Origin of the sequence: Saccharopolyspora gloriosae (assembly GCF_014203325.1) — a bacterium.
Lineage (GTDB): Bacteria > Actinomycetota > Actinomycetes > Mycobacteriales > Pseudonocardiaceae > Saccharopolyspora_C > Saccharopolyspora_C gloriosae.
This window is the reverse complement of the sequence record NZ_JACHIV010000001.1, coordinates 2041120-2061870: the sequence shown is the minus strand read 5'-3', so window position 1 is coordinate 2061870 and position 20751 is coordinate 2041120. Positions and strand designations below refer to the sequence as shown.

The window sequence follows — 20751 nt, the reverse complement described above, 5'->3', positions numbered from 1 at the left end:
CGCTGTGACCCGGCCCACCCGAGCCGGATGACCCGAATGCTGCCGCGCCGCCCGCTCCCGACCAACCAGCGTTGTCACATGCTGAAAACGGCCACCTCCCGAGTGTCGTGCGCAGCCCGGAACTCGACGACTCCGCCACGCCGAGATCGAACACCCGGCGCGACGAGTCACGAACGATCCGCGCGACCTCACCGCCCCTCGTCCGGTGCCCCCCCCCCGGCGAGCAATGACTCCGCCCCGCGCACACCTCCGCGATCGTGATGCCGTTTCCCCTGGTGTGCGCCCCTTTCTCGCGAACTCGCGCAGGGGCGGGTGAAAATCCGAAGCAGGTCGCGGGCGCGGAAAGTCACGTCGCCGGACACCGCGCCGGGCGTCCGGTGAGGGCACGCCGAGCCCCGTGCGCGGATCAGGAGGTGTTGCGGAGGCGGTCGAGCGTCAGCGGGAGGTGGCGGTGCCGGGTGCCGGTGGCGTGGTGGACGGCGTTGGCGATGGCGGCGGCCGTTCCGGTGGTGCCGATCTCGCCGATCCCCTTCACCCCGGCCGGATTCAGCTCGTCGTCGTGCTCGTCGATCCAGTGCGCTTCGATCGCGCCGACGTCGGCGTTCGCCGCGACGTGGTAGCTCGCCAGGTCGTCGTTGACGAAAGCGCCGTGCACCGGGTCGATCTCGCCCCGTTCGAGCAGTGCGATCGACAGGCCCATCACCATGCCGCCCAGCAGCTGCGACCGCGCGGTCCGGGGGTTGACGATGCGCCCGGCGGCGAACACGCCCAGCAGCCGGTCCACCCGCGCCTCACCGCTGTCGGCGTCCACGCGCACCGCGGCGAACTGAGCGCCGAACGCGTGCCGGGACAGCTTCGACCTGCCTGCGATGTCCTCGGTGGTGTCCGCGGTGGCCGCGAGCCCGCCGTCAGGGATGACGCCGCCGCGCTCGTCGAGGTCCGCGAGCAGCGATCGGATCGTCTTGATCATCGCCCAGCTCCAGGAGGCGGTGCCCGCCGATCCGCCCGCGAACGGCGCCGGTCCGTACGCACTGCGCCCCACCTGCACCACCACGCGCTCGGGTGGCACGCCGAGCTCGTCGGCGGCCAGCTGCAGCAGCGCGGTGCGCGCGCCGGTCCCGATGTCCGCCGCGGCGATCCGCACGGTGAACGTGCCGTCCTGCTCGGCCAACGCCGTCGCCGACGAGGGCAGCGCGAACGCGGGGAAGCTGGACGCCGCCACTCCGGTGCCGAGCAGCCAGCGCCCCTCCCGGCGCACGCCGGGTGTCCGGTCCCGGCCGTCCCAGCCGAAGCGCCGCGCGCCGTCGCGCAGGCAGCTCACCAGGTTGCGGCTGCTGAACGGCAGTCCCGAGTCGGGTTCCACGTCCGGTTCGTTGCGCACCCGCAGCTCGATCGGGTCCACGTCCAGCTCGTGCGCCAGCTCGTCCATCGCGGATTCGAGCGCGAACAGGCCCGGCATCTCCCCCGGAGCCCGCATCGGGCCGGGTGTCGGCAGGTCCACCCGCTGCACGCGGTGCGCGGTGCGCAGGTTCGGCGTCCGGTACATCACCCGGGCCACGGTGGCGGTCTGCTCGATGAACTCCCCGTAGCGCGAGGTGTGCATGATCGCCTCGTGGTCCACCGCGGTGAGCGCCCCCGAGGTGTCGGCGGCGAGCCGCACGTGCTGCACTGTCGGGGTGCGGTGCCCGGCGAGGCTGAACATCTGCTTGCGGGTCGCGACCACTTTCACCGGCCGCCGCACCAGTTTCGCGGCGAGCCCGGCCAGCACCGGGACGGAGCGGGGGAACGCCTTCGCGCCGAAGCCGCCACCGATGTGCTCGGCGACGACCCGCACCCCGCCCTCGGGCAGGCCGAACAGCGCCGCGAACTCCGGGGCCGACACGGCAGGCCCCTGATCGGAGTTGTAGAGCGTCAGCTCCTCGCCGTCCCAGCGCGCGATGGTGGCGTAGGGCTCCAGCGAGCTCGTGTGCTCGGCGGGCGTCGAGTACGTCGCGGCGATCCGGGCGGGCGCCGAGTTCCACGCCGCGTCCACGTCGCCCCGGTCGGTGGTGGAGGGGTATCCGGCGTTCACCGTCGGCGTCGTCTCCAGCTCCCGGTCCGGGTCCAGCAGCACTTGGTGCGGCTGCTGCTCGTAGTCGACGCGCACCAGCGACGCCGCTTCCCGCGCCGCCTCCGCCGAGGTGGCGACGACGGCGCCGATGATCTGGCCGCGGAACCGCACCTCGTGGTCCTGCAGGATCCACGTCTCCGGGTTGGCCCCGCGCACCAAGCGCCCCGCCGCTCCGGGTTCCATTGCGGCCAGCACTCCGGGCACGGTCAGCGCCGCGCCGAGGTCCATCGCGCCGATGCGCCCGCGCGCGATGGTGGCGGTGACGGGCCAGGCGTAGGCGGCGTCCTGCATTCGCCACTCCGACGAGTAGGTGGCCTGGCCGGTGACCTTCGCCCGTCCTTCGCTGCGGCGCAGGCCTGCGCCAGCGGCTCGTTCGACCGTGGTCATCGCGCGGCACCTCCGCCGAGATCGGCGACGACGGCGGCGAGCACGTCGGCAGCCAGGTCGATCTTGAACTCGTTGCGCGGCAGCGGCCGGGCGTCGGCGAACTCGGCGCGACCAGCGGCGCGCAGCAGCTCCGCGTCCGGTCGCCGCCCCCGCAGCGCTGGTTCGACGGCCCGCGCCCGCCACGGCTTCGGCGCCACTCCCCCGAAAGCGGCGCTGAGCCCGATGAGCGACCCATCGGCGCGCGAGGTCAGCGACACGGCCACCGACACCACGGCGAACGCGAACGACGCCCGGTCCCGGACCTTGCGGTACCGCATCCGCGCCCCCTCCGGTGGGGCGGGCAGGGACACCGCGGTGATCAGGTCGCCCGGTTCCAGCACGGTCTCCCGCTGCGGGGTGGTGCCGGGCAGCCGGTAGAAGTCGTCGAGCGGGTAGCGCTGCTCGGCGCCGTCCGCGCGCCGCACGTGCACCGCCGCGTCCAGCGCGGACAGCGCCACCGCCAGGTCCGACGGGTGCGAGGCCACGCACGAGTCGGAGGTGCCGATCACCGCGAGGTCGCGGTGCGCGCCCACGATCGCGGGGCAGCCCGAGCCCGGTTCCCGCTTGTTGCAGGGCTTGGTGGTGTCCTGGAAGTACCGGCACCTCGTGCGCTGCACCAGGTTGCCCGCCGTGGTGGCCATCGAACGCACCTGGCCGGAGGCTCCCGCGAGCACCGCCTCGGCGATCAGCGGGAACCGCCGGCGGATCTCCACGTCCCCGGCCAGGTCGCTGTTGCGCACCCCGGCTCCGATGCGCACGCCGCCGTCGGCCCCGTGCTCGATGCGGTCCAGGCCGAGCTCGGTGACGTCGACCAGCGCGCTCGGGCGCAGCACGTCGAGCTTCATCAGGTCCACGAGGTTCGTGCCGCCGCCGAGCAGCATCGCGCCGGGTCGTTGCGCGGCGAGGGAGGCGGTGGCGACGTCGGTGGCGCGGGCGTAGCTGAACGGCCTCATCGGTGCGCCTCCACCTGTGCGGCGACGTCGAGGACGGCTGCGCGGATGCCCGCGTAGGCACCGCAGCGGCACAGGTTGCCGCTCATCCGCTCCCGCACCTCGGCGTCGTCGAGGGCCGCCGCGTCCGCGACGCCGTCGGCGACGTCGGCGGTGACGTGGCTCGGCCAGCCCTCGTCGGCTTCGGTGAGCGCGCCGATCGCCGAGCAGATCTGCCCCGGAGTGCAGTAGCCGCATTGGAAACCGTCACGTTCCAGGAACGCGCGCTGCAGCGGGTGCAGGTCTTCGACGAAGTCCGGGTCTGCGTCGTCCCGCGCCGCGCCGACGCCTTCGACGGTGGTGACCGCACGGCCTTCGGCCGCCACCGCCAACAGCAGGCAGCCGTTGGCCCGCCTGCCGTCGACTAGCACCGTGCAGGCACCGCACTGCCCGTGGTCGCAGCCCTTCTTCGCTCCGGTCAGCCCCGCGTGCTCCCGCAGCGCGTCGAGCAGGGTCACCCGGTTGTCGACGGTCATGGGCAGGGCCTGCCCGTTCACGTGGAGCACCAGGTCGGTGGTGGTGGGATCGCCGGTCATCGTCGGGTCACACTCCTCGCGTGCGCTCGCCGCCGCGTTCGACCGGCGGCGAGTGTGGGCAACAGGTCGCCGGGCCGCGTGCACGAGCCGGGACGTCCCCACTGTGCTGCGCGGCGCGCGGGCGCTACCAGGGTCGAAATGTCCTAGGTGCGCCATGCCCACCCTCCGAGACCGCTCGTGGCGCCCCCGGTAGGTTCGGCGGGGGCGGGTTCGCGCAGCACGGCCTGCGCCCCGCCGGCGGCGAGTTCTCAACCACTGCGCAGCTCATCCTGAGAGGAATTCCGTGGCAGGCAGGCAGATCCCGGTGGTGCTGGTCGCGGGCTTCCTCGGGTCGGGCAAGACGACGCTGCTCAACCACCTGCTCGCCACCGCGGGCGGCACCCGGATCGGCGTGGTCGTCAACGACTTCGGCAGCATCAACATCGACGCGATGAACGTGGCCGGCCAGGTCGACTCGATGGTGTCGCTGGGCAACGGCTGCCTGTGCTGCGCGGTCGACGCGAGCGGCCTGGACGCCATGCTGGCGCGGCTGGCGGAGCCGAGCGCGGGCATCGACGTGATCGTCGTGGAGTGCAGCGGTCTCGCCGATCCGCGCGAGCTGATCCGGATGCTGCTGGCCGGGGAGGACCCGAACACCGGCTACGGCGGGCTGGTGGAGGTGGTGGACGCCGTCGAGTTCGACGCCACCCGCCGGCGCCATCCGGAGTTCGCCGCGCACCTGCGCTACGCCGACGCGGTGGTGCTGAACAAGGTCGACCGCGTGTCGGCGGACGAGCTCGCCGCGCTGCGCGCGACGGTGGACGCCGAAGCGCCCGGCGCCCCGGTGCTGGAGGCGGTGCGCGGCCAGGTGGATCCGGCGTTCCTGTTCGACCATCCGGAACGGCCCGCCGACACCGGCCCGCGGCAACTGTCCTTCACGGACCTCCTCGCCGAGCACGACTGCTCCGAGCACGCGCATTCCGCCTACCAGAGCGTGGAATTCACCTCGGACCGGCCGCTGGACCCGCGGGCGTTGATGGGCTTCCTGGACGACCGGCCCAGCGGCCTCTACCGCATGAAAGGCACCGTCCACTTCGGAATTCCCGGGCACCGGCAGAAGTTCCTGCTCCACACCGTGGGCAACTACGTGCGATTCCACCGCGCGCCGTGGTCGAGCGGCGAAGCGCACCGCACGGCGCTGGTGCTGATCGGCACCGACCTGGACGCGGCCGACCTCCGCGCGCGCCTCGCGGACTGCGCCGCCGAGGCACCCGAGGACGCCGACGAGTACGCGATGCTGCCGGTCCTGCGCTTCACCGCCTGAGGCGGCCTCACCGCAAGTGGCGCGCGGCGTTCTCCCTCGCCTCGCCCAGTGCCTTGCTCAGCGAGCCGGTGCGCAGCGGACCGTGGCCCGGCAGCAGCACGTCCGCGCGCAGGCCCTCCAGCGAGTCCAGCGACTGCAGGGCGCGAGCACCGTCGTGGTGGAACATCGGCAGCAGCATCTGCGGCCCCTTGGCCCGCGACGTGGGATGCCCGGTGATCACCGTGTCGCCGCTGATCAGCACCCCGCGCTCCGGCAGGTGGTAGCTGCTGTGCCCGGAGGTGTGACCGTGGGTGGGCACCGGCACCGGCCTGCCCGGCAGGTCCAGCGCGCCTTCGCGGGGGAAGGGCTCGGCGGACGGGATCGCGCACGGCTTCAACGCCCCGGCCCGCAGCACGTGCGCCGCCCACGGCAGCACTCCGGGACGCCACGCGTTGGCGACGATCTGCTTCGGGGTGCACTGCTGGAGGTATTCGCGCTTCGCGTGCGCCACCTCGACCCGGTCCAGGTGGACGGGGATGCCGTACTTGCGCGTCAGGTGCGGCAGCGACCCGATGTGGTCCACGTGCGCATGCGTGACCAGGACGGCTTCCACGTCGCGCATCCGGTACCCGACCTCGCGCACCGAGGCCTCCACGGCGTCCGCGTCGTCGGGGTAACCGCCGTCGATCAGCGTCACCGAATCGTCTTCGACGAGGATGACCCAGTTGGTGCTGCTCCCGTGGACCAGGTACGTACCTTCGGCCGCCTGGACGACGCGGCTCTCGCTCATCGGATCCCCTCCCACGTCGATCATGCCGCATCGACGAGCAGCGGGAACAGCGAGGTCACCTGCGCGGTGGCACGGCGGGGCGAGCTCCGGAGCTCCGCAGTTCGGCCCGCCGCGCACCACCGGCTGGAGGGGCGTCGATCAGCTCGTCACCAGGTGCTCGCCGAGAGCGCCGTGGCCGGACACGAGCCGGACGGTGCCCTCGTGTAGGCGGTAGGACAGGCCCGCCACCGCGCACTCGCCCGTGGAGATCTTCTCGGCCAGCACGCCGGAGCGCTCCACCAGGAAGTCGGTCGTCTTGCGGATGTGCTCGTCGACCATCTCGTCGATCGAGGTGCGACCGGCGGCGCGGGCGCTGAGCACGCTCGGGTACACCCGTTCGACCACGTCGCGGACGTAGCCGGTGGGCGAGTTGCCGTCGTCGTAGGCGTTGGAGGCGGCGGTGACGGCCCCGCAGGAGTCGTGCCCGAGCACCACGACGAGCGGGGTGCCGAGCACGCCGACGCCGTACTCGATGCTGCCGAGCACTTCGGACCCGGCGACGTGCCCTGCGGTGCGCACCACGAACAGGTCGCCCAGCCCGCGGTCGAAGATGATCTCGGCGGCGAGCCGGGAGTCGGAGCAGCCGAACAGCACCGCGAACGGCGTCTGCCCCGGCGCCAGCGCGGTCCGGTGGTCGGCGTCCTGGTTCGGGTGCAGCCGGGTGCCGTCCACGAAGCGGCTGTTGCCCTGGATCAGGAGCTGGAGGGCTTCGGCGGGATTGGCCGGATCGGAGAATGGCATATTCGCAAGCTACCGCAGGTCACGCCGATTCAGCGGTGCGCGCGATCACGATGGGGCGCGGTAAGTGGCCGCGGGCCCGGCGGGCGCTCCGCGCCGGAACTCTCCGGGCGCGGGCGCTCGCGGAGAGCGACGGCGTTCGCCGCCGTTCGCACCAGCACCGACGGCCCCGTTCACTGCAGCCAGCACGACCGAGCGCCCCCGGGCAATGCGCCGAACGGGCGGAATGCGCACCCCGTCGAGGCTCGCTCCTGCACCCAACGGAGTCAACGCTGACCGCTTGACCGCTTGCCGCGACACATGACACGGTCTGCATGAGACTCAGGTCACTTACTTCCCCGTGGCCGGGACGCGGGATCGCTTCCGCTCCCCGCCCGATGCCGACGACGCCATCGCTTCCCGGCGGACCACGCTGTCCGCCCACTCCTCGCGGGAGGACAGAATCGTGCGAACCAAGGCCGCACTCCTTCACGAACCTGGTCAGGATTGGGCCGTCGACGAGATCGAGATCGGCGATCCCGTCGCGGGCGAGGTGCAGCTCCGACTGGCGGCGACGGGCCTGTGCCACTCGGACGAGCACCTGCGCACCAACGCGATGCCGGTCCCGGTGTACCCGGTGCTCGGCGGACACGAGGGCGCCGGCGTGGTCACGAAGGTCGGCCCCGGCGTCACCGGGGTGCAGGAAGGAGATCACGCGGTCCTCGGCTTCATCCCCGCGTGCGGGGTCTGCCGGCCCTGTTCGGCCGGGATGCAGAACCTCTGCGACCAGGGCGCCGGGCTGCTCACCGGTCAAGCCATCTCCGACGGCACCCACCGGGTGACCCACCGCGGAAAGCCGGTGGCCCCGATGTGCCTGCTGGGCACCTTCGCGCCGTACGTGACGGTCAACCAGTCCAGCGTCATCAAGATCGAGGACGACATCCCGCTGGAGACCGCCGCCCTGCTGGGATGCGGTGTGTCGACGGGATGGGGTTCGGCGACGGAGGTCGGCGCGACGCGTCCCGGCGACACCGTGGTCGTCGTCGGCGCCGGCGGCATCGGCATCAACGCGGTGCAGGGCGCCGCTGCCGCGGGCGCCCGCTTCGTCGCCGCGATCGACCCGGTGGAGTTCAAGCGGGAGAAGGCCGTCGAGTTCGGCGCCACCCACACCTTCGCGTCCATGGAGGAGGCGCTGGAGCCGCTGCACGACGTCACCTGGGGCCGCCTCGCGCACACCACGATCCTCACCGTCGGCGAGCTCCAGGGCAATCAGCTCGGCGAGGCGCTGGCGATCACCGGCAAGGGCGGGCAGGTCGTGGTGACCGCGCTCGCCGACATGACCGCCACCGACGCGAAGATCGGCATGTTCGAGCTCACGCTGCTGCAGAAGCGCATCCAGGGCGCGATCTTCGGCGGCGCGAGCCCGCGCACCCAGGTGCCGCGACTGCTGGAGCTCTACCGGCAGGGGCGGTTGAAGCTCGACGAGCTGGTGACCCGGACCTACTCGCTGGACGAGATCAACAAGGGCTACCAGGACATGCGGGAGGGCAAGAACCTGCGCGGCATCGTCCGCTACACCGACGCCGACTGGTGATCCGCTGAGCCGCGTCCGGGCGCGCGAGGGCGCACCGCGCTCCCCCGTCCGGACGCGGCGCGGACGGCGACCGGCGCAGCGCCGGGGTACCCGTGCTCCCGCGGCGGAACGCGCTCGGGCATGATCGCGATCATGCCGATCTTCCTCCTGCTCGGTGCGCCGATCGCCGCGCCGCAGGCCGCGCCGACCGATCCGATGCGCGTCGTGTTCGTGCTCGTGCTGGTGCTGCTGGCGATCGCCCTGGTGCTGGTGGCGCTGAGCAAGTGGCTGCGGTTCCGGCAGGGTTTCAGCGCGCAGCGCCAGCGCGAGCTGCTGTGGGCGATCCCGGTCCCGTGGGACATCCGGCAGGCGGTGCGCGAGCTGATGCGCTCCGGTGACCAGGCCCGCGCGGTCTCGGTGCTGCGCGAGGCGATTCCCGCGGTGTCGCTCTTGCAGGCCAAGTTGCTCACCGACCGGCTCGTCGAGCACGACGACCACCCCACCGGGTACGCCGAGGTCGTGCGGGAGATCCGCGAGCGCGACCCGGAACTGGACGCCCGGCTGCGCCCGCTGGTCGAGCACAAGGCGGAGATCGAGGTCGTCCGCCTGCTGCGCGAACGGCTCGGACTCGACCTCCGCATCGCCAACGAACTCGCGAAGTCCATGCACGAGTAGCTCGTCCGCTAAGGAGTCCTTTCAGGATGACCTGCGTAGCGGGTCGCTCAGCGGCCTCAGCGGCTTCCTCGCTGCCCGTTTTCTCGGTATGGCGCTGCGATTTCCATACCCGGCGAAATCGCTGTCCTCACGAGGAAGCCGCTGAGAACCCGCCGGTGGTCGGCCTGCTCAAGCCGGTCACTGCTCAGCGGCTCCGCCGCTGACAAGACAAGGACCGAAAGATCATTCTGAACGGACCCCTACGCGCGGGCGCTCGATCCGAGGATCGAACTCATCGCCTCGTGCAGGGCCGAGGTCGGGTCCGCGGGCAATCGCCGGGAGCGCCAGCCGATGTGCTTGTCCGGCCGGACAAGCAGCACGCCGTCCTCCTCGACCTCCCGCAGCCGGGACCAGTCGAAGTACAGGTCGGTGATTTCACGGCCGGGGCCGATCACCACGGTGTTCAGCTCCACGCCGAGCTCGTGGGCGACCTTGTCCGCGGCGTCCTTCCAGACCTGTCCGGTGATGCCGGTGAGCAGCGTGAACCCGGTGGCGGGCGCGAGGTCGTGGGTGGAGAGCTTCCGGGTGCTGTCCCCGACCCACGCGTGCGGCAACCGCGAGCCGGGAATCGTGGAGGGCTGGTAGTACAGCTCCGGGTCGCGTTCCGGTTCGGGTCGAGCGCAGCCGTCGGCGACGATCGCGGCGGACTCGTAGAACTGGCCCAGTTCCACGCCGTGGGCGTTGAACTCGTAGTCCTTGAGCTCCATCGCCGACCGCAGCGCGTCGCGCTTGGCGACGCCGTCCGGGGTGGCCGCTTTGCGCTGCTCCATGTTCTCGACCATCTCGGCGTCCGAACCCGGTTCCGCGATGCCGAGCGCTTCGAAGAACCGGCCGAACTCGCGCCCGGATCGGTTGGCGCGCAACACGATCTGCTCGGCCACCGGCGCGCGTTCCGCCGTGTAGGTCGCCAGCAGCTCTTCCGACGCCTGCCCGCGCAGGACGGCGGCGAGCTTCCACGCCAGGTTGTAGGAGTCCTGGATGGAGGTGTTGGAGCCGAGGCCGTTGCTCGGCGGGTGCTTGTGCACCGCGTCCCCGGCGCAGAACACCCGCCCGGACTGCAACCGCGTGGCGTACTGCTCGTTGTTGCCCCACAACGAGGTTCCGGTGATCTTCACGTCGAGTTCCGGCAGTCCGAGCAGCCGCCGCACGATCGCCGTGGCCCCGTCGTCGTCGAGCACCGGCGGCTCGCCGCGCACGTCGTAGCCGCACACGATCATCCACTCGTGCCAGGGCCGGACCATGCGCACCGCGGCGGTGCCGATGCCGCCGACGTTCGCTCCGGGCTGCACCACCCAGTAGAGCACCGAGGGCCGGTGCGCGACGTGCTCGGCGAGGTCCGCGCTGAAGGTGATGTTCATCGACCCGGCGGTGTCGAGCTCACCCCGCATCGGCAGCGCGACGTCCTCCGCGACCCGCGACCTCGCCCCGTCAGCACCGATCAGGTACCGGGCGCGGATGTCGTACTCGTGCCCGGTGAACCGGTCCCGCACGCGAGCGGTGACGCCGTCGGCGTCCTGCTCCAGGGACAGGTATTCGGTGGCGAACCGGGTCTGGGTGCCGCGCTGGGTGGCGTTCTTGACCAGGATGGGTTCGAGGTAGGTCTGCGGGATGTCGCAGTTCCACGACGGCGAGGCGAGCTCGTAGTCGGCGTGCCGCGCCGGGTGGGTCCCCCAGGTGCGGATCCGGCCGAGTTCCTCACCGGCGATGGCGGTGCAGAACACGGTGTCGCCCATCAGCTCGTGCGGGGTCGCCTCGGCGAGGACCTGCTGCTCGATGCCGACATCGCGGAAGATCTCCATGGTGCGCTGGTTGGTGATGTGCGCGCGGGGTGTGTTCGCGGTCCAGCGGTACTTGGTCACCATGACGTTGTCCACGCCGAGCGTGGACAGGAACAGGGCGGCCGAGGCTCCGGCCGGACCGGATCCGATGATCAGGACATCGGTCTCCACCGGGGGTCCGGATGGGGGTTCGGACACCGTCATCTGCATTCCTCCGCAACGGTCGCTGATCCGGATCGCTGCGGACGGTCCGAGCAGGGCGTTCCGTCCGCACCACCGCGCGGCGGGCCCTCTGATCGGGCTCGCCGGGCCGGTGCGGCGGCCCGAGTTCAGCACGGATTACAACCGCCGCCCCACCCATGATCAAGACTCCGGGGCGCCAAGCGGGCATTTCGTCCACAGTGGACCGAATCCGGACATCTTCCCGGAAAGCAATTTCCGCACGAAGTGAAGCCGGAACACCTCCGCGCCACTTCGCCGATTTTCGATCGTGACCCTGATCACCGCCCGATCGAATCCCGCGATCCCGGCCGCGTCACGACGAGGCGCCGAGGCGGGATCACCACCCGCCCGCCGACCTTGACCGAAGGCCGGTCGCGCTGTAAAAAATCCATCAGGAAACCTGATGAACACAGCGAGGTGGCCGATGAGTGCTGCGGTGAACGACGAACGGCGAGGGGCCCCCGAGCCCTGGGGCGACACGGTGCAGGTGGAGTTCGAGGACGGCATCGCCTGGGTGACGTTGAACCGGCCGGACAAGCGCAACGCGATGAACCCGGCGCTCAACGACGAGATGGTCCGCGTGCTCGACCACCTCGAAGGCGACGACCGGTGCCGCGTGCTCGTGCTGACCGGGGCGGGCGAATCGTTCTCCGCGGGCATGGACCTCAAGGAGTACTTCCGCGAGGTCGACGCGACCGGCAGCGCCGCCGTGCAGACCAGGGTTCGCCGCGCCAGCGCCGAGTGGCAGTGGAAGCGGCTCGCGCACTGGATCAAGCCGACGATCGCGATGGTCAACGGCTGGTGCTTCGGCGGGGCCTTCACCCCGCTCGTCGCGTGCGACCTGGCCATCGCCGACGAACGCGCGCAGTTCGGGCTTTCCGAGGTGAACTGGGGAATTCCGCCCGGCGGCGTCGTCAGCCGCGCGCTCGCCGCGACCGTCAGCCAGCGCGACGCGCTGTACCACATCATGACCGGCGAGACCTTCGACGGAACCGAGGCCGCGCGCATGCGGCTGGTGAACGAGGCGGTGCCCGCCGAACGCTTGCGGGAACGCACCCGCGAGCTCGCGTCGAAGCTCGCCTCGATGAACCAGGTGGTGCTGCACGCCGCGAAGGTCGGCTACAAGGTGGCCGCGGACATGCCGTGGGACCAGTCCGAGGACTACCTGTACGCGAAGCTCGACCAGTCGCAGTTCGCCGACCAGGCCGGAGCCCGCGCGAAGGGCCTCAGCCAGTTCCTGGACGACAAGACCTACCGGCCGGGCCTGAGCACCTTCGACCCGGAGAAGTAGCGCCGCTCGGCGGAAATTCACCGCGCCGGGTCTCGCCCGCCGAGGCCCGGCGCGAGATCGTCCCAGGAGACCGCGGTCCGCGTCCGGCGGACGCCCGGCGAAAGGTGAACCCGTTGCGAAACCAGGGTCTCGGCTCCTGGCCCGTTCGGCGGGCGAGGATGACGCCGCACCGGACCGCGCTGCGCCACGACGGCAGGTCCACCACCTACGCCGAGCTCGACGTCCGGGTGCGGCGCCTCGCGCACGGCCTGCGGGCGGCGGGGGTGCGCCCCGGCGACCGGGTCGCCTACTTGGGACCGAACCATCCCGCGTACCTGGAAGTCCTGTTCGCGTGCGGCTCGACGGGGGCGGTGTTCGTGCCGGTGAACTTCCGGCTGACCGCACCGGAGATCGAGCACGTGCTCGACGATTCCGGCGCTACCCTCCTGATCCACACCTCCGAGCACGCCGCGACGGTCGCCGCGCTCACCACTCGCGCCCGCCCGGTCGCGGTGGCCGCCGACGGCGAGATCGGACTCGGCGCCGACACCCCGGCGGAACGGGTGGACTTGCCGGTGGGCACCGACGATCCGTGCCTGATCATGTACACCTCGGGTTCCACCGGCCGCGCCAAGGGCGTGGTGCTCACGCACGGGAACCTCACCTGGAACTGCGTGAACGTGCTGGTCGAAACCGACCTGGCCGCCGACGAGTGCGCGCTGGTCGCCGCTCCGCTGTTCCACGCCGCCGCGCTGGGCATGGTGTGCCTGCCCACGCTGCTCAAGGGCGGCACGGTGGTCCTGCACTCGTCCTTCGACCCGGCGGCGGCGCTGGCCGCGATCGAGCGCGAGCGGGTGACGTTGATGTTCGGCGTGCCCGCGATGTACGACGCGCTCGCCGCGCACGAGCGCTGGCTCGACACGGACCTGTCGGGAGTGCGCACCTTGCTGTGCGGCGGTTCCCCGGTGCCGACCGCGACGATCCGCCGCTACCTGGAGCGCGGGCTGAGCTTCGTGCAGGGCTACGGCATGACCGAGACCGCACCCGGGGCGCTGCTGCTGGACCGCGAGCACGCCACCGGCAAGATCGGCTCGGCCGGGGTGCCGTCGTTCTTCACCGACGTGCGCGTCGTCGGCGAGTCCGGCCGCGACGTCGACCCGCGCGAGCACGGTGAGGTCCTGGTCAGCGGCCCGAACGTGATGCCCGGCTACTGGGGCCTGCCCGCCGAGACGGCCGAGGTGCTGCGCGACGGCTGGTTCCACTCCGGTGACGTGGCCACGGTCGACGCGGACGGCTACGTCTACATCGTCGACCGCCTCAAGGACATGTTCATCTCCGGCGGCGAGAACGTGCACCCCGCCGAGGTGGAGAACGCCGTCCACGGCTTCCCCGGCGTCGCGGCCTGCGCGGTGATCGGGGTCCCGGACGCCAAGTGGGGCGAGGTGGGCCGCGCCGTCGTAGTACCCGCCCCCGGCACCACCATCGACCCCGCAGCCCTGCTGGAGTACCTGCGCGGCAGGCTCGCGGGCTACAAGGTCCCCCGCTCGGTCCGCTTCGCCGACCACCTCCCCACCACGGGCTCCGGCAAGATCCGCAAAGCAGAAGTCCGAGACCTCCACGGCGACTGACCGACCAGCTCCCCAAGACGACAAAGCCGCCACCTCAAGCCGAACCCACACTCAGGACAGCAAAGCCACCCCGCCCAGCGGCGAAGCCGTGTCTAGCGGCGAAGCCGTGTCTAGCGGCGAAGCCGTGTCTAGCGGCGAAGCAGTGTCTAGCGGCGAAGCCGTGCCTTGCGGCCGAAGGCCGTGCCCCGCGGCGTAGCCGTGCCTTGGGCGGCGAAGCCAGCCTGCCTTGCGGCCGAAGGCCGTGCCTGTATTCGCGCAGCGAATAGCCCACGTCCAAAAGCCGACCACCGGCGGGTTCTCAGTCGGTCTCTCGCGAGGACAGCTTTTTCCCTCGTGGCGGAGCCACTCGGGAAAAAGATCCCGCAGCGAGAGACAGACTGAGGTTCCGCTACCCGGACACCCCAGCAACACCAGCCGTGGAAGCAATCAGTAAACCCGGCATTCCACGCACCACAGCAACCACACGCCCAACCGGGGAAGGCTCTAAAACCCGACGCCATACGCCAAGCCGAACAAGACTCCAAAGCCCAGCCACACGCCCAAACCGGGCCCGGCTCAAAAACCCGACCCCGCACGCCAAGCCGAACTCACCTCCACAACCCGCCCACGCACCAAGCCGAACCAGGGTCAGAACGGATACGTGGGTGCGGTGGGCCTGAGGGTGACCCATTGGGTTTCGGTGAAGGCTTCCGCGTTCGCGTGCGGCCCGCCGACTCTGGACGAGCCGGACGCCCTGACTCCGCCGAACGGCGCGTTGGCGTCGTCGTTGACGGTCTGGTCGTTGATGTGCACCTGTCCGGACGGGATGCGGTCGGCGATGGACATCGCCGTGGCGAGGTCGTTGCCGAGCACGCCGAGGCTCAGGCCGAATTCGCTGTCGGCGGCGAGTGCGACCGCTTCGTCCACGTCGGAGAACGGGCGCACGCTGGCGACGGGCCCGAACACCTCTTCGGCGTAGGCCGGGGTGTCGGAGGTGCAGTCGGCGAGGACCGTCGGCCGGTAGAACAGCCCTTCGTGGGTGCCGCCCGCGACGAGCCGGGCTCCGGCGGCGACGCTGCGGTCGACGAGGTCCTTCGCGTGGTCGAGCTGCTCGCCGTCGATGATGGGGCCGAGCTGCACGTCGTCCCGGTAGCCGTCGCCGACCCGCAGCGCGTCGGCTTTGCGGCCCAGCACGTCGACGTACTCCTCGTAGATCGATTCGTGCACCAGGTGCCTGCCCACGGCCATGCAGACCTGTCCGGAGTGGATGAAGTTGCCGAACGCGCCGCAGGACGCCGCTGCCGCCACGTCCACGTCGTCGAGCACGATCAGCGCGCTGTTGCCGCCGAGTTCGAGGTGCGTGCGGGTGAACGTCTTCGCCGCTTGCGCGCCGATGGCCCGGCCTGCGGGGGTGGATCCGGTGAAGGACACGACGCGCACTTGCGGCGCGTCGATCAGGGCGCTGCCGACTTCGATTCCGCCCGGCAGCAGTTGCAGCACGCCCGGCGGCAGTCCGGCTTCTTCGAAGATGCGAGCGATCACGACTCCGCCGCAGACCGCGGTGCGCGGGTCGGGTTTGAGCAGGACCGCGTTGCCCAGTGCCAATGCCGGTGCCACCGACCGGATGGAGAGGATCAACGGGAAGTTGAACGGGGAGATCACCGAGACGACGCCTGCGGGGACGCGGCGTTGCACGCTGAACCGGGGCATCGGCGAGTGCAGCAGTTCGCCGTGCGGCGCGGAGGCGAGCGCGGCGGCTTCGGTGCTTTCGGCGGTGGCGGCATTCGTTTCGATGCCGGCTTTGAACCGGGTGGAGCCGGATTCGCGCACGATCCAGTCGCCGATTTCGGCGGCGTGCTGCTCGAACAGGACGGCCGCGCGGGAGAGCACGGCGGCGCGTTCGAACGCGGGTGTCGCGGCCCAGTCCCGTTGTGCCTGTTCGGCGCGGCGCGCGGCGTCGAGGGCGTCGTGCGCGCTCGCCTGTCCGACTTCGGCCAGCACGGTGCCGGTGGCCGGTTCGATCGCCTGGTGCGGCGGACCGCCGGTGCCTGCTCGCCAGCCGTCGGTGAAGATCCGGCCGGTCCAGTCCGCGTCCTGCAGCAATCCCATGATCCGCTCCCGTTCGCCACTTGGAGGCTCAGGGTTCCTGATAATGTTACATCGGGACGCGGAGGACAAGGCGTCACCGGACATCAAGATCCGGATTCCTGCGCGGCACGCGCGGGCGATGCGCCGCCGCCTGCCGACGCGCCGCTCAGGCCCGCCGAGCCTCGGAGACCGCGGCGAGCGTGGCGATGCCGTGCTCCAGCCCTTCCCGGAACGTTTCGCGCTGCCCCGGACTGAGGTCGGCCAGCAGCTCGGCCTCCAACTCCAGCACCGCGGGCGCGCACTCGGCGAGCAACCGCGACCCGGCATCGGTCAGCGACGCGAGCAGCACCCGCTTGTTCGCCTCGTCCTGCCCGCGCGCGATCAGACCGCGCTTCTCCAGGGTCAGCACCATTTCGTGCATGGTCTGCGGACGCAGGAACGAGCGGCGGGCCAGCTGGGCCGACGACAGCGAACCCTTGTTCTGCAGCACGGTCAACGCCGTGTACTGCAACGTGGTCAACCCGAGCGGGCGCAGCGCGTCGTCCATCAGCGCCCGGATCACCAGCTCCAGCCTCTTGACGAGGTACAGCGTCAACGGTGGATGCGGGAGCGCGGCATCCGCCTCGTCCACCGGACCGGACCGCTCTGGTTGGCTGCTCACCCGCGCCATGATGTCACCTCCGAACGGACGCATCCGCATCACCTGCACGACCAGCACAGTCCACGAACAGATCAGCATTGCTGATCTCATTCGCGGCTCGTTCCCCCGAGCCCGGACCCGCATCAATCTACTGTGGACCGATGACGAAGGTCGTCTGCCGCACGGACCATCCTCGGCGGCCGATCGGACGAGCCGACTCCCGCCCGTCGCGAGCGCGTCATTACTATGCCAACCGGCACCAGTTCAGCTCTGCAACCGACTCATGGGGGTTCACTCGATGGTGAACGGCAAGGTCGTCCGGTTCGACGACGATCGTGGTTACGGCTTCCTCGCGCCCGACGACGGCGGCGAAGACGTCTTCGTGCACGCGAACGACATCCAAGAGGCCAAGCAGCAGTTCCGGCCGGGGGCCCGCGTCGAGTTCGCGATCGAAGCCGGCGACCGCGGCCTGAAGGCCTCGAACGTGCGGCTGCTGGACGCCGAACCGGAAGGCCGGCCGCGCCGGGACCACGACGACGACGGCCTGTGCGACGTGCTGTCGGTGCTCGAATTCCGCACCGAACTCACCGAAGCACTGCTGGACGCGGTCCCCACCCTGACCGCCGCGCAGATCCTGCAAGTGCGCCGCAAGCTCACCGACCTCGCCCGCACGCACAACTGGATCGAAGCCTGAGGCTCCGCGCGGTACCGCACCGGCCCACGACGGGCTCGGTGCGCAGCGGCCGAATGCGGGTTCAGCGGAGCGTGCGGCGGAGGTGCACCCGGTAGGAGTAGTGCTCGGGGAGGAAGTGGCTCACCGCGAGCTCCACGGGCACACCCGCCGTGTCGTGGTAGATCCGGTCGATCCGCAGCAGGTCGCGACGCGGTTCGCACCGCAGGTGCTCGGCCACGGTCGACGAGGCGTGGCCGACGGTGATGCTCTGCTCGGCTTCCGCGATCGGGTCGGCCATCCGCTCGTCGAGCAGTCCGATGATCGTCACCTCGCTGCGGGCGCCCACTTCGGTCAGCTCCGGTACCGATTCCAGCAGTGATCCCACCGCCGGCGGGAGGTACACGGTGGTGAGGCAGAACGGCACTTCGTCGTGCAACCGCAGGAACGACAGCGTGTGCACCCGGTCGGTCCGCACCCGCAGCCTGCCCGCGGCGTCCAGATCGATCTGCCTCCGCAACGGCGCCACCAGCATCATCGTGGCGTCCAGGGACAAGCCCATCAGGTCGTCGACGGAACCGAACTGGCGCAGGTACTGCTCGTCGCGCGGCGACGCGAACGTGCCGCGCCCCGGGACCCGGTGCACCATGCCCTCGGCCACGAGGTCCTGGAAGGCGCGGCGCACCGTCTGGCGGCTCACCCGGTGGTCCTCGGCGAGCTCGGCCTCCGTGGGCAACCGGGTGCCTTCGGGATATTCGCGCCGCAGGATGGCGGCGCGCAGCTCGCGTTCGAGCCGCGAGTAGGCGCTCTCGCGGCCATCCGCACCCGCTGCCGCCACGCCCGTCACCTCCCCTTCCACCCGTGGAACCCACCCGGTTCAACCGGCGTTTTCCCTTCGCCGACGGCGAAAACCCCCGCGATCACCCGGCTCGTCGAGCCGACCTCCCGGGCCGCTCACGCGTCCAGGCCGCCGCGCGACACCAGCTGCGAGACGATCACGTTGCGCTGGATCTCGTTGGTCCCCTCCCCCACGATCATCAGGGGAGCGTCGCGGAAGTAGCGCTCCACGTCGAATTCGGTGGAGTAGCCGTAACCGCCGTGCACCCGCACCGCGTTCAGCGCGATCTCCATCGCCGTCTCGGACGCGCACAGCTTCGCCATGCCCGCTTCCATGTCCACCCGGCGGCCCGCATCGGCCTCCCGCGCCGCGTGGAGGGTGAGCTGGCGGGCCGCGGTGAGTTTGGTGGCCATGTCGGCGAGCAGGTTCCCGATGGACTGGTGCTTCCAGATCGGTTTGCCGAAGCTCTCCCGCTCCTGGGCGTAGCGCAGCGCATCCTCCAGCGCGGCCCGGCCCACGCCCAGCGCGCGGGAGGCGACCTGGATGCGGCCCGTCTCCAGTCCTTTCATCATCTGCGCGAAACCCCCGCCCTCGACCCCGCCGAGCACCGCGTCGGCAGGGGCGCGGTAGTCGGTGAAGGACAGCTCGCAGCTCTCCACTCCCTTGTAGCCCAGCTTCGGCAGGTCCCGGGAAACGGTCAGGCCCGGACCGTGCTCCACCAGCAGGATCGAGATGCCCCGGTGCGCGGGATCGGCGTCCGGATTCGTCTTGCACAGCAACGCGATCAGCTGGGATCGCCGCGAGTTCGTGATCCACGTCTTGGACCCGTTGACGGAGTAGCCGTCCCCGTCGCGCCGGGCGTGCGTGCTCATGGCCTGCAGGTCGGACCCGCCGCCGGGTTCGGTCAACGCCATGGTCGCGCGGATCTCGCCGGTGGCCATCCGCGGCAGGTAGTGGCGGCGCTGCTGCTCGGTGCCGAAGTGCAGCAGCAGCTTCGAAACGACGGTGTGCCCGCCCATCGCCCCGGCCAGGCTCATCCATCCGCGCGCCAGCTCTTCGGTGATGAGCACGTAGCACGCCGTGGACACCGGTGTGCCGCCGTGCTCGTCCGGAATGGCGAGACCGAAGATGCCGAGGCTCTTCATCTGCTCGATCAGCGCCTCCGGGTAGGTGTCGGCGTGTTCGAGCTCCCGCGCGACGGGTTTGACGTCCTTGTCGACGAAGTCCCGGACCGTGTCGAGGATCAGCCGCTCGTCGGGGTCCAGGACGTCCAGCGTGCTCATGATCTCGCTCCTGCCCGGCTGACGGCGTGGGGCGCGCAGGTCGGCGGCGCCGCAGCTCATTTGTACGGCGGAATCCGACGACGGGTCAATGACCCGATGCGGTCAACTGGATCGATGGCCGATGCCCGTTTTCGGCCGCATAAATGGAAAATCACTTGATCAGGGTGTATCCAGCACTCCGCATCGCCGAAGCGTTGACACCCGCGCACCCAGAACCACAAGCTTGCCGGGTCATTTGTACGGCGGAATCACGCATCGGCCGCTCCCCTGAGCGCCGGGCGGCACCGATCGAAATGCGCGTCGCGCACCGAGAGGAGCACCGATGTCGAACCTCGACGATCACCTCCGAGGATGGGCTCCGCGACCGGTCGTGGAGATGGACCCGATGCCACCCGAACCGGCGGGCGCGCTCGCCGCGGTCCTGGAGACCGGCGACGGTTTCGCCGAGGGCGACGAACTGCCCGCGCTGTGGCACTGGGCGTACTTCCTGGACTGGCCACCGCACGGCGAGCTCGGGGACGACGGACATCCCGCGGCCGGGCACTTCCTGCCGCCCGTTCCCGATCGCCGGCGGATGTTCGCGGGCGGCAGGCTCACCGTCACCCGCCCGCTCACCGTGGGCGTCCCCGCCGAGCGGACGCGGTCGCTGGGCGCCGTCGCGGTGAAGACCGGCCGCTCGGGCGAGATGGCGTTCGTGACCGTGCGCAGCGAGTACCGCCAAGGGGGCGACCTGCGCCTGACCGAGGAGCAGGACTACGTCTACCGCAGCGGCGAAAGCACGGCGAAGACCCCGGAAGTGGCGCGACCGCACCGGCTTCCGACCTCCGACGCGGCGTGGCAGCAGTCGTTCACCGGTGACCCGGTGCGGCTGTTCCGGTTCAGCGCGCTGACGGCGAACTCGCACCGCATCCACTACGACGCGCCGTACGCGCGCGAGGTCGAGTCCTACCCGGATCTGGTCGTGCACGGCCCGATCCTGGTCCTGCTGATGACCGAACTCGCCCGGCGCGGCATCCCGGATCGCCCTGTGTCCAATGTGGACTACCGGCTTCGAAGACCCGTGTTCGCCGGAGATCCCGTGCTGGTGGTGGGCGATCCCGCCGACGAGGCCGAGCTCTCGGTGCGAAGCGACCCCGACACCGTGCACGCCCGGGCCACGGTCGGCTTCGGGTGAAGGAC

Annotated in this window: 17 protein-coding genes; 7 read left to right on the top strand and 10 right to left on the bottom strand. The window is 70.9% G+C overall.

Annotated elements, in window-relative coordinates:
- Positions 1-406 precede the first annotated feature (406 nt).
- Genes BJ969_RS09370 through BJ969_RS09360 form a run of 3 tightly spaced genes read right to left on the bottom strand, consistent with a single transcriptional unit; the run spans position 407 to position 4061 of the window.
- Positions 407-2497: a xanthine dehydrogenase family protein molybdopterin-binding subunit gene (locus tag BJ969_RS09370; RefSeq protein ID WP_184478500.1), complete on the bottom strand. Its 2091-nt coding sequence runs from the start codon at positions 2495-2497 to the stop codon at positions 407-409.
- Positions 2494-3489 carry an FAD binding domain-containing protein gene (locus tag BJ969_RS09365; protein WP_184478498.1) on the bottom strand — a complete coding sequence of 332 codons (996 nt, stop codon included), beginning with the start codon at positions 3487-3489 and terminating at the stop codon, positions 2494-2496. The genes BJ969_RS09370 and BJ969_RS09365 overlap by 4 nt, the downstream gene beginning before the upstream one ends.
- On the bottom strand, positions 3486-4061 hold the full coding sequence (locus BJ969_RS09360) for a 2Fe-2S iron-sulfur cluster-binding protein (protein WP_184478496.1): 576 nt from the start codon (positions 4059-4061) through the stop codon (positions 3486-3488). The genes BJ969_RS09365 and BJ969_RS09360 overlap by 4 nt, the downstream gene beginning before the upstream one ends.
- A gap of 283 nt (positions 4062-4344) precedes the next feature.
- Here BJ969_RS09360 and BJ969_RS09355 point away from each other — a divergent pair, with 283 nt between their 5' ends.
- Entirely contained in the window at positions 4345-5364 is a 1020-nt protein-coding gene (locus BJ969_RS09355) for a GTP-binding protein (RefSeq protein WP_184478494.1), read from the top strand.
- Between the two features lie 7 nt (positions 5365-5371).
- On the opposite strand, the gene BJ969_RS09350 is transcribed toward BJ969_RS09355, so the two are convergent.
- Both BJ969_RS09350 and BJ969_RS09345 read right to left on the bottom strand, forming a co-directional pair.
- Complete coding sequence (locus tag BJ969_RS09350) at positions 5372-6133, bottom strand: MBL fold metallo-hydrolase (RefSeq protein WP_184478492.1); 762 nt, start codon at positions 6131-6133, stop codon at positions 5372-5374.
- 138 nt (positions 6134-6271) lie between these two features.
- Positions 6272-6913, bottom strand: coding sequence for a carbonic anhydrase (locus BJ969_RS09345; protein WP_184478490.1), 642 nt, complete (start codon positions 6911-6913; stop codon positions 6272-6274).
- 442 nt (positions 6914-7355) lie between these two features.
- Between BJ969_RS09345 and BJ969_RS09340 the strand changes: the two genes are divergently transcribed.
- A complete protein-coding gene (locus BJ969_RS09340) occupies positions 7356-8483 on the top strand; it encodes an NDMA-dependent alcohol dehydrogenase (RefSeq protein ID WP_184478488.1) in 1128 nt (375 codons plus the stop codon).
- Positions 8484-8615: 132 nt separating this feature from the next.
- Positions 8616-9137 (top strand): hypothetical protein, encoded by a 522-nt coding sequence (locus BJ969_RS09335; RefSeq protein ID WP_184478486.1) that lies wholly within the window; start codon positions 8616-8618, stop codon positions 9135-9137.
- Between the two features lie 239 nt (positions 9138-9376).
- Here the strand turns inward: BJ969_RS09335 and BJ969_RS09330 are convergent, their stop codons facing one another.
- Complete coding sequence (locus tag BJ969_RS09330; protein WP_221315759.1) at positions 9377-11158, bottom strand: FAD-dependent oxidoreductase; 1782 nt, start codon at positions 11156-11158, stop codon at positions 9377-9379.
- A 442-nt stretch (positions 11159-11600) separates the two neighbouring features.
- Here BJ969_RS09330 and BJ969_RS09325 point away from each other — a divergent pair, with 442 nt between their 5' ends.
- Complete coding sequence (locus BJ969_RS09325) at positions 11601-12467, top strand: p-hydroxycinnamoyl CoA hydratase/lyase (protein WP_184478482.1); 867 nt, start codon at positions 11601-11603, stop codon at positions 12465-12467.
- A gap of 113 nt (positions 12468-12580) precedes the next feature.
- Entirely contained in the window at positions 12581-14074 is a 1494-nt protein-coding gene (locus BJ969_RS09320; protein WP_184478480.1) for an acyl-CoA synthetase, read from the top strand.
- 627 nt (positions 14075-14701) lie between these two features.
- Here BJ969_RS09320 and BJ969_RS09315 read toward each other — a convergent pair.
- Together BJ969_RS09315 and BJ969_RS09310 are read right to left on the bottom strand one after the other, a co-directional pair.
- The gene (locus BJ969_RS09315) at positions 14702-16162 is read right to left on the bottom strand and encodes an aldehyde dehydrogenase family protein (RefSeq protein ID WP_184478478.1); all 1461 of its coding nucleotides are present in this window, start codon (positions 16160-16162) and stop codon (positions 14702-14704) included.
- Between the two features lie 145 nt (positions 16163-16307).
- Entirely contained in the window at positions 16308-16772 is a 465-nt protein-coding gene (locus BJ969_RS09310; protein WP_343071701.1) for a MarR family winged helix-turn-helix transcriptional regulator, read from the bottom strand.
- Positions 16773-17079: 307 nt separating this feature from the next.
- Between BJ969_RS09310 and BJ969_RS09305 the strand changes: the two genes are divergently transcribed.
- Positions 17080-17475, top strand: a complete 396-nt coding sequence (locus BJ969_RS09305) for a cold-shock protein (protein WP_184478476.1) — start codon at positions 17080-17082, stop codon at positions 17473-17475.
- Between the two features lie 61 nt (positions 17476-17536).
- Here the strand turns inward: BJ969_RS09305 and BJ969_RS30785 are convergent, their stop codons facing one another.
- Together BJ969_RS30785 and BJ969_RS09295 are read right to left on the bottom strand one after the other, a co-directional pair.
- A complete protein-coding gene (locus BJ969_RS30785; protein ID WP_184478474.1) occupies positions 17537-18289 on the bottom strand; it encodes a GntR family transcriptional regulator in 753 nt (250 codons plus the stop codon).
- A 116-nt stretch (positions 18290-18405) separates the two neighbouring features.
- Entirely contained in the window at positions 18406-19572 is a 1167-nt protein-coding gene (locus BJ969_RS09295) for an acyl-CoA dehydrogenase family protein (protein ID WP_184478472.1), read from the bottom strand.
- A gap of 322 nt (positions 19573-19894) precedes the next feature.
- Between BJ969_RS09295 and BJ969_RS09290 the strand changes: the two genes are divergently transcribed.
- Positions 19895-20746, top strand: coding sequence for an HTD2 family dehydratase (locus BJ969_RS09290; protein ID WP_184478470.1), 852 nt, complete (start codon positions 19895-19897; stop codon positions 20744-20746).
- The last annotated feature ends 5 nt before the right edge of the window (positions 20747-20751 follow it).

Coding starts and splice junctions, on each gene's coding strand:
- BJ969_RS09370 (WP_184478500.1), bottom strand. CDS start 2,497: ATGACCACGGTCGAACGAGCCGCTGGCGCAGGCCTGCGCCGCAGCGAA.
- BJ969_RS09365 (WP_184478498.1), bottom strand. CDS start 3,489: ATGAGGCCGTTCAGCTACGCCCGCGCCACCGACGTCGCCACCGCCTCC.
- BJ969_RS09360 (WP_184478496.1), bottom strand. CDS start 4,061: ATGACCGGCGATCCCACCACCACCGACCTGGTGCTCCACGTGAACGGG.
- BJ969_RS09350 (WP_184478492.1), bottom strand. CDS start 6,133: ATGAGCGAGAGCCGCGTCGTCCAGGCGGCCGAAGGTACGTACCTGGTC.
- BJ969_RS09345 (WP_184478490.1), bottom strand. CDS start 6,913: ATGCCATTCTCCGATCCGGCCAATCCCGCCGAAGCCCTCCAGCTCCTG.
- BJ969_RS09335 (WP_184478486.1), top strand. CDS start 8,616: ATGCCGATCTTCCTCCTGCTCGGTGCGCCGATCGCCGCGCCGCAGGCC.
- BJ969_RS09330 (WP_221315759.1), bottom strand. CDS start 11,158: ATGACGGTGTCCGAACCCCCATCCGGACCCCCGGTGGAGACCGATGTC.
- BJ969_RS09325 (WP_184478482.1), top strand. CDS start 11,601: ATGAGTGCTGCGGTGAACGACGAACGGCGAGGGGCCCCCGAGCCCTGG.
- BJ969_RS09315 (WP_184478478.1), bottom strand. CDS start 16,162: ATGGGATTGCTGCAGGACGCGGACTGGACCGGCCGGATCTTCACCGAC.
- BJ969_RS09305 (WP_184478476.1), top strand. CDS start 17,080: ATGGTGAACGGCAAGGTCGTCCGGTTCGACGACGATCGTGGTTACGGC.
- BJ969_RS09295 (WP_184478472.1), bottom strand. CDS start 19,572: ATGAGCACGCTGGACGTCCTGGACCCCGACGAGCGGCTGATCCTCGAC.
- BJ969_RS09290 (WP_184478470.1), top strand. CDS start 19,895: ATGTCGAACCTCGACGATCACCTCCGAGGATGGGCTCCGCGACCGGTC.